We start from the raw sequence: 6,038 nt of genomic DNA, 5'->3' as shown, positions 1-6,038 counted from the left end.
TATTTTGCGTACGTGAATTTTTTAATTGCGGGCATTTATATCGTTTTCCGCTGGTTGTTTCCGCTTTTTTTGGAGGGGACGAAGAAAGGGAAGCAAATCAGGCAGTTTCTGTTCGGTGGACTGACAGGAGCAGGGCTCAGCGCTCCGTTTTTCATTCCGTCGGTATACGGTTATTTAAACAACTATAGACCTCCTTTTGAAGATGCCATTCCATTGATTGCACCGGTGGATAACTTATTGTTGCATGGTAGGCTTGTCATCTTGCCGGCATTTGTGCTGCTTTGTTTATTCATCGTTCCGCTGTATAAAAAACGGGCGTTCCGCTTTTTCGCTGTCTTGACGATCACGTTATGCATATTGCATTACAGTCCGATGGTAGGAAGTCTTTTTAACGGGATGTCCGCCCCTCAATACCGGTGGGAACATTTCCTGGCCCTTGCCGCAGGCGGCGTGGCAGGATCGGCTTTGCAACATTTGAAACTGGTCAGGTGGCGGGATCTCCTGGTTGCCATCGTCACCAGCACTGCATTGTATGGGTTGTTTTTTATTGCTGATCCAAAGCTGAAAATAAAGTTTTATGAATCGTATTTAATTATTTGTGCTGCTGTGACAATGGTGATTTTGCTGCTGTATGTCCTGAGGCGGAAGCGTTGGGCATTTTGGATGACGGCCGGCTTTTTAATTTTCTCAACACTCCTTACGGCAAACATGTTCCAGCAAGAGAAATTGACGTATCGAGATAACGGGAAAAATAAGGGACCCGAGTATGGCATCACGCGAGAGTACATGGAAAGTGAAGAATATTACGGAGTCGACCAGCGAACATTGATCCGCAAATTGCAGGAGATGGAGGATAACCCGCAAGCGCGTATTGATTGGATGGTCGACACGCGCAATAATACGCCGATTGTTCAGGACTTCAAGGGGATGAGTGTCTATTCGAGCATTTTGAATAAACATCTGTTGCATTTCTATTTAGACGATCTTTCCATTGATATGAGACGGGAAAGTGTAAGCCGCTATGCCTCTCTTGGCGACCGTGCCAATCTGTATGCCCTATTAAACGGATCCTATGTAATCCGGAAAGTTGGGGAAGAGAAGCTTGTGCCGTTTGGCTTTAAGGAAATTGCCCGAGAAGGGGAGTATGTAGCGTATCAGAACGAATACAGCTTGCCATTTGTGCGGACGACTTCGGATTTATTCTTGGAAAGCGACTTGGAAGGGGCGTCTGCACTTGCGAAGGAGCATGCGATGCTGCAAGGGATTGTGCTGGAGAATGCCGAAAGCCTAACATCAGCTATTCCAGAACTGGAGAATTTGATAGATCGTGCCGCACTGGAACCTGTTGGTGGATCGTATAAGGATGGCGTACTGGATGTAACAGAAGAGAATGGTGGAATGGACGTTATACTCAATGAGCCGGGTCTTCTGAAAGAAGATGTATTTCTATCGTTTTTCATTCAACGGAAGAAGAATGACAAAGACTACATGATGACAGTCAATGACTTTGAGACGGAACGGAAGAAAAATGATTCCATCTACCGGACGAACGTGAATGAACTGACGATCCGGGTGCCCGCGGAGGAGCGGATTCGCATTCGCGTCCCGAAAGGCAAATATGATGTGCGGGATTTTGCCTTGTATACAGAAGACTACGAGACCTTAAAAGAAGTGAAAAAAGAGAGCGTAGACAAACCGCAAGCCGCTGTCACATGGAATGGGCATCATGCGAGTGTGAAGGTGGATAATACCAAGGGAGATTCGCATGTAGTGCTGCCGATTCCATATGAGCGTGGCTGGACGGCGAAAGTCAATGGAGAGAAACAGGATATTCTACGTGCTAACTATGCCTTTACCGGATTGGAATTAAAGGATGGAATGAATGAAATTGAACTGACATACTATCCGCCGTTTTTTAGAGAATCATGGGCAGTGGCGGGCGTCACGGCAATTTTGTTAATAGGAATAGGGTATTGGAGACGGAAAAAGAAGAGATGAGATGAAAAGGCACTTGGGTTATGCACCGAGTGCCTTACAAGTTTTTATTATTTATCCAGTGAATACAAAGCAATGACTTCTTCTGCGGTCATCATTTCATCGAAAGGCAAGAAACGGCAATACACTTCTTTGAAATCGACATCTCCGTCAAAGACATCCACCAGTTCAAATACGTCTAAAATGGTGACGAAACGCCAAGTCGTCTGTCCGCCAACCGCATTTTCGTATGTGTAATCAACGAAGTGATTTCGAATTTTGGCTTCAATGTCTTCTCGGCTCGTAGACCGCAGTAAGACAATCGTTTCCTCGAACGTTTTTGTATTGTCTTCATTTGGTACGACGATAGATTCAAGCAGTAATTTTACTGAATAGAGTTTCAAGGAACCTGCCTCCAATTTTTCATTATTGTTCATTGTTCATGCCCTAAAATGATACCTTCAATTTCTTCTTTCGGCAGTGGCCCAAATTCACGGCTGTCCGTGCCTCGCCACCAATGATCGACGAGTAGGAACACCATATCGGCCTGAACTTTTACAGGGACCATATCCGTATTAAAATATTCCCTGAATCCTTGTTCAGAATCTTTGTTTTGTCGAGGCATAGTGGTGAAGTATTCTTCTTCTCCCATTCCGCGTACTGTTGCTTTTCCATAGAACGTATCCAGCTTCTTGCCATCTATAAACACTTGGCCGCTTTTTATTTCGACCGTCTCACCGGGCAATCCGACGACTCTTCCGATGTACATCTTAGGAATGGCGGGATTCTTCGAAGTTACAGAAGGCGGCATGTGATAATAAACAGCCTGCCCGCGTTCTAAGCTATAGGTGTTTGGTGAAACGACAAGCTTCCCATGTTCGTGGCTTTCAAAGTCATGGTTGCCACTATCCATCGCGTCGGAGCCCCATTCAATCAAAAATGTATGCTCCGTTTTTTCAGCTGATTCAAGCCGTCTTGGTGTAACCTCGTCTGTAATCGATCCTTCCTGATCCATGTATGTTGGAGTGGAATATTCAATGCCATCTTCCCCGACATATCTTCGTGGGCCGAATTTCTCCACTGTATACTTGAAAGAATCGGAGGCAGTAATGGTATATGTGTCACCACTTTTTGTAACGGTGTAATTCGTATATTCTCCGGGAACTAAAGCCGGCTCCTTTATTTTATATCCTTTAAGTGCTTCCTCTTTATTCGCCTTTGACGTTTGGATAAATGGAATAATGGATTGATCTTTAATCGTGAAGCTGTCTTTACTAAATCCAATTACATACCTTGTAGGACTTGTTCGACTCGTTTGCTCTAGATAAACTCCGTTCCAAGAGGAGGTTACATCTCCACCAAGTTTTGCAGATGAACTTGAAAAATTTATATATACTCCAACAAATACAGAACAAAGGACGATTAGCGAAATGATGGACGGAAGAAATGTCCGTTGGCGAAATGTCTTGTGAGGACGAGATGGTTGAAACAAAAGACGATGCACATTCTTTCGTTGCTCAGTACTTGGCTCAAATGCTTTTCCAAGCTGCTTCAATTCGTGGAAAATCTCATCATCGGATAAGTGTTTCATTTGTAAACCCGCCTTTCTCTAATTCATTTTTAAATGCCGCAAGTGCTCTTGATAAGCTCATTTTGACTTTTCCTTCCGAACAATTCAGGATGAGGGACGTTTCTTTTGTGGAAAACTCCTGTATTTTGCGAAGAATAATCACATGCTGGTAGCTTGGTTTCAACTGGCGCAGTGCTTCGTAAAATTGAGTTTGCTGTGCGTTGAGAAGGGCGATTTCCTCTGAGGACGGTTCATGTTTGTGGCTCAGCATAGGAAGGTCAAATAAAGATGTGAGCGGCCTTTTCTTCCGGAAATAACTCATCGTCGTCGTGTACGCGATACGAAAAATCCATGTTTTGATGGAGGAATCACCCTTAAATTGATGTTCATTTTCCATGACTTTCATAAACGTCTCCTGCGTCAAATCTTCAGTAGTATGAACATCTTTCACGAGCATGAAGATGTAACTATAGACCGCATTGAAAAAATCATTAAACCATTGTTCACTGGACATCACGTTCACCTCTCTTATCTACTACTTAGACGCAAGATTTGTGATTTGGTAACGTTTAGTAATGATTTGTGAAATAAGTAGCCTGAAACACAAAAAAACCGCCCCATCGAATAGATAGGGCAGTCTAATAGTTCGATTCACAAAACCGGGCTTGTCGGAATTAGAGACACGGCACAGTTGCGATTCAGGTCAGTTCCGCATGCATTCGGGCGGTGCGTGAAGTGATTGATGTTATCGTAAATGATGGCTGCATTTTTTCTAAGCTCGTCGCTTTCGACGTCGAGGGCTGCCACAATGATGGCGTCTTCTAGGATGTTGATGAGGCGGAAGGACGGCTGGTCCAGGCATGCCGCCGTTTGGACGAATGTCCAGTTGTCTTCTTTGACAATGGAGTCGCAATGCATATGGCCATTGAAAAACATCCCGATGCCTTTCTTTTGCTTTAGCAAGGAGCGCATGTCGATATCGGGATGAATGGAGCCGTTTTCCCCGTCGGAGCCTGCTGTTGTGTTGTACACCGGATGGTGGGCGAATACAAGCAATGGCTTCTCTTCGGAATGCTGGATGACGTGCTCGAACCATTCCAATTGCTCGTCGTCCATCCAGCCGCCCCAGCTTTCGAAATCGAGTTCGCGTGCTGTATCAAGAAAAGCGAACACGGCTTCATCTGTTTCGAATGAATGATAGCGTTTCTGGCCAGTCAATGCGAGCAATTCCTCTTTGGGCATTGTGTAGTTATCGTGATTTCCAAGGACATGAATAAATTCGCGGCTGTCGCCAATTAAGGAATAGATATTCCGCAGCTCGTGGGGCATGCCGTAGTTTGTTAAGTCGCCTAATGATACATGAAGGTCGGCATCCACTTGTAGAAACTGATTGATAAATTCCTCGTAGAATGCAGCACGGGCCTCCAGTAATCCCGGAATCCTCTCGTCGACGGCAGGGTAGTGCAGATCGCTGAACAATGCAATTTTCATGGTTTGGCTCCTTTCAAATTGTGATCATGTTCATTGTAGAGGTGGAATATAAAGGGCGTGTGGGATTTGTGTTAATGGGTTGTAAATAATGAAAAACTCGCCAAGTACGAGCGTTGGCGAGCCTAGTATCATAAGCTATTTAATTCTTCATTCAATTTTTTTGCCTGATTCTTAAAGTACCTATAGAACGAAAACCAGATGCCCGCGTAAACCAAAATGAAGAGCCCCAGCATACCGAAGAATCCCTTCACTGAGAATGGCACCCATCCAACTACGAAAGCAATGAAAAAATATAAAATACTGACGCTAAGGAAATGCAAGACCGTTTGCACCGGCAAGGTTAGTCTTTCATTTTCAAAAAGCAGCGGAGTCACGGCGAAAAACCAGCCGCAGAACATGGTGCCAAGCGCATTCTTTACTAATATGGCTGAATTAAGAGTTTCTGTTTTACCGAAATAGATGACAGCGAAGATTGTCATAATTGCCAGAAACGATCCGAAAAAGATGCCAAGCACACTTCTGATCCAGAATGTTTTCATCCGTTTTTCCTCCTGTTCATTTTCAACGCTTCTTTGATCGCATTGACGTATGTACGTGAAACATATTCCTTTGCGCCCGATTTAAAATAGACGCATAGGGTTCCGTTAAAAGAAGCCTCAAACCGGCTCAGTTCATGTAGGTTGGCAATGACGGATTTGGAGAGCCGGATGAATTTAGTGCTGGGCAGCATTTCCTCCAGCTCATACAGCTTTTCCCGTAAAGAGAATGATCCTTCACTTGTGACAGCGACGACCCCTTCCTTTTCCGTATGAAAGTAATGGATGTCATCCGGCTTTAAAATATGTTGCATGTCTCCGTCCCGTCCGACGAGGAATTCGGTCTTTTTCCCTTTTAGGAAATCAAGGAACTCCTTTATTGAATTATCCACTTCATTGCAATGGATCGTGACTTTTGTCTCTTTGTAGTCACTGTCGATGTCCAGTGTCACTTTCACTCGTTCCAC

Annotated in this window: 7 protein-coding genes; 1 reads left to right on the top strand and 6 read right to left on the bottom strand. The window is 44.4% G+C overall.

Translation table 11 applies throughout. The features are described 5' to 3' along the window. The coding region (locus NCCP2222_RS04710; RefSeq protein ID WP_248510070.1) for a YfhO family protein at positions 1-1,998 on the top strand (1,998 nt) is incomplete at its 5' end. A gap of 47 nt (positions 1,999-2,045) precedes the next feature. Here NCCP2222_RS04710 and NCCP2222_RS04705 read toward each other — a convergent pair. From NCCP2222_RS04705 to NCCP2222_RS04680, 6 genes are all read right to left on the bottom strand, one after another. After that, the gene (locus NCCP2222_RS04705; protein WP_248510068.1) at positions 2,046-2,378 is read right to left on the bottom strand and encodes a DUF4288 domain-containing protein; all 333 of its coding nucleotides are present in this window, start codon (positions 2,376-2,378) and stop codon (positions 2,046-2,048) included. 29 nt (positions 2,379-2,407) lie between these two features. Next, entirely contained in the window at positions 2,408-3,565 is a 1,158-nt protein-coding gene (gene lepB, locus NCCP2222_RS04700; protein WP_248510066.1) for a signal peptidase I, read from the bottom strand. Continuing rightward, entirely contained in the window at positions 3,546-4,058 is a 513-nt protein-coding gene (locus NCCP2222_RS04695; protein WP_248510063.1) for an RNA polymerase sigma factor, read from the bottom strand. The genes lepB and NCCP2222_RS04695 overlap by 20 nt, the downstream gene beginning before the upstream one ends. A 137-nt stretch (positions 4,059-4,195) precedes the next feature. Continuing rightward, positions 4,196-5,035 (bottom strand): metallophosphoesterase family protein, encoded by an 840-nt coding sequence (locus tag NCCP2222_RS04690; protein WP_248510061.1) that lies wholly within the window; start codon positions 5,033-5,035, stop codon positions 4,196-4,198. 128 nt (positions 5,036-5,163) lie between these two features. After that, the gene (locus NCCP2222_RS04685) at positions 5,164-5,574 is read right to left on the bottom strand and encodes a DUF3021 domain-containing protein (RefSeq protein ID WP_248510059.1); all 411 of its coding nucleotides are present in this window, start codon (positions 5,572-5,574) and stop codon (positions 5,164-5,166) included. Beyond that, positions 5,571-6,029 (bottom strand): LytTR family DNA-binding domain-containing protein, encoded by a 459-nt coding sequence (locus NCCP2222_RS04680; RefSeq protein ID WP_248510057.1) that lies wholly within the window; start codon positions 6,027-6,029, stop codon positions 5,571-5,573. Before NCCP2222_RS04680 ends, NCCP2222_RS04685 begins: the two co-directional genes overlap by 4 nt. Positions 6,030-6,038: the final 9 nt, after the last annotated feature.

It is taken from the genome of Sporosarcina sp. NCCP-2222 (assembly GCF_023168145.1).
Lineage (GTDB): Bacteria > Bacillota > Bacilli > Bacillales_A > Planococcaceae > Sporosarcina.
This window is presented reverse-complemented; position numbering and strand designations above follow the sequence as displayed.

Coding starts and splice junctions, on each gene's coding strand:
- lepB (WP_248510066.1), bottom strand. CDS start 3,565: ATGAAACACTTATCCGATGATGAGATTTTCCACGAATTGAAGCAGCTT.
- NCCP2222_RS04695 (WP_248510063.1), bottom strand. CDS start 4,058: ATGTCCAGTGAACAATGGTTTAATGATTTTTTCAATGCGGTCTATAGT.
- NCCP2222_RS04690 (WP_248510061.1), bottom strand. CDS start 5,035: ATGAAAATTGCATTGTTCAGCGATCTGCACTACCCTGCCGTCGACGAG.
- NCCP2222_RS04685 (WP_248510059.1), bottom strand. CDS start 5,574: ATGAAAACATTCTGGATCAGAAGTGTGCTTGGCATCTTTTTCGGATCG.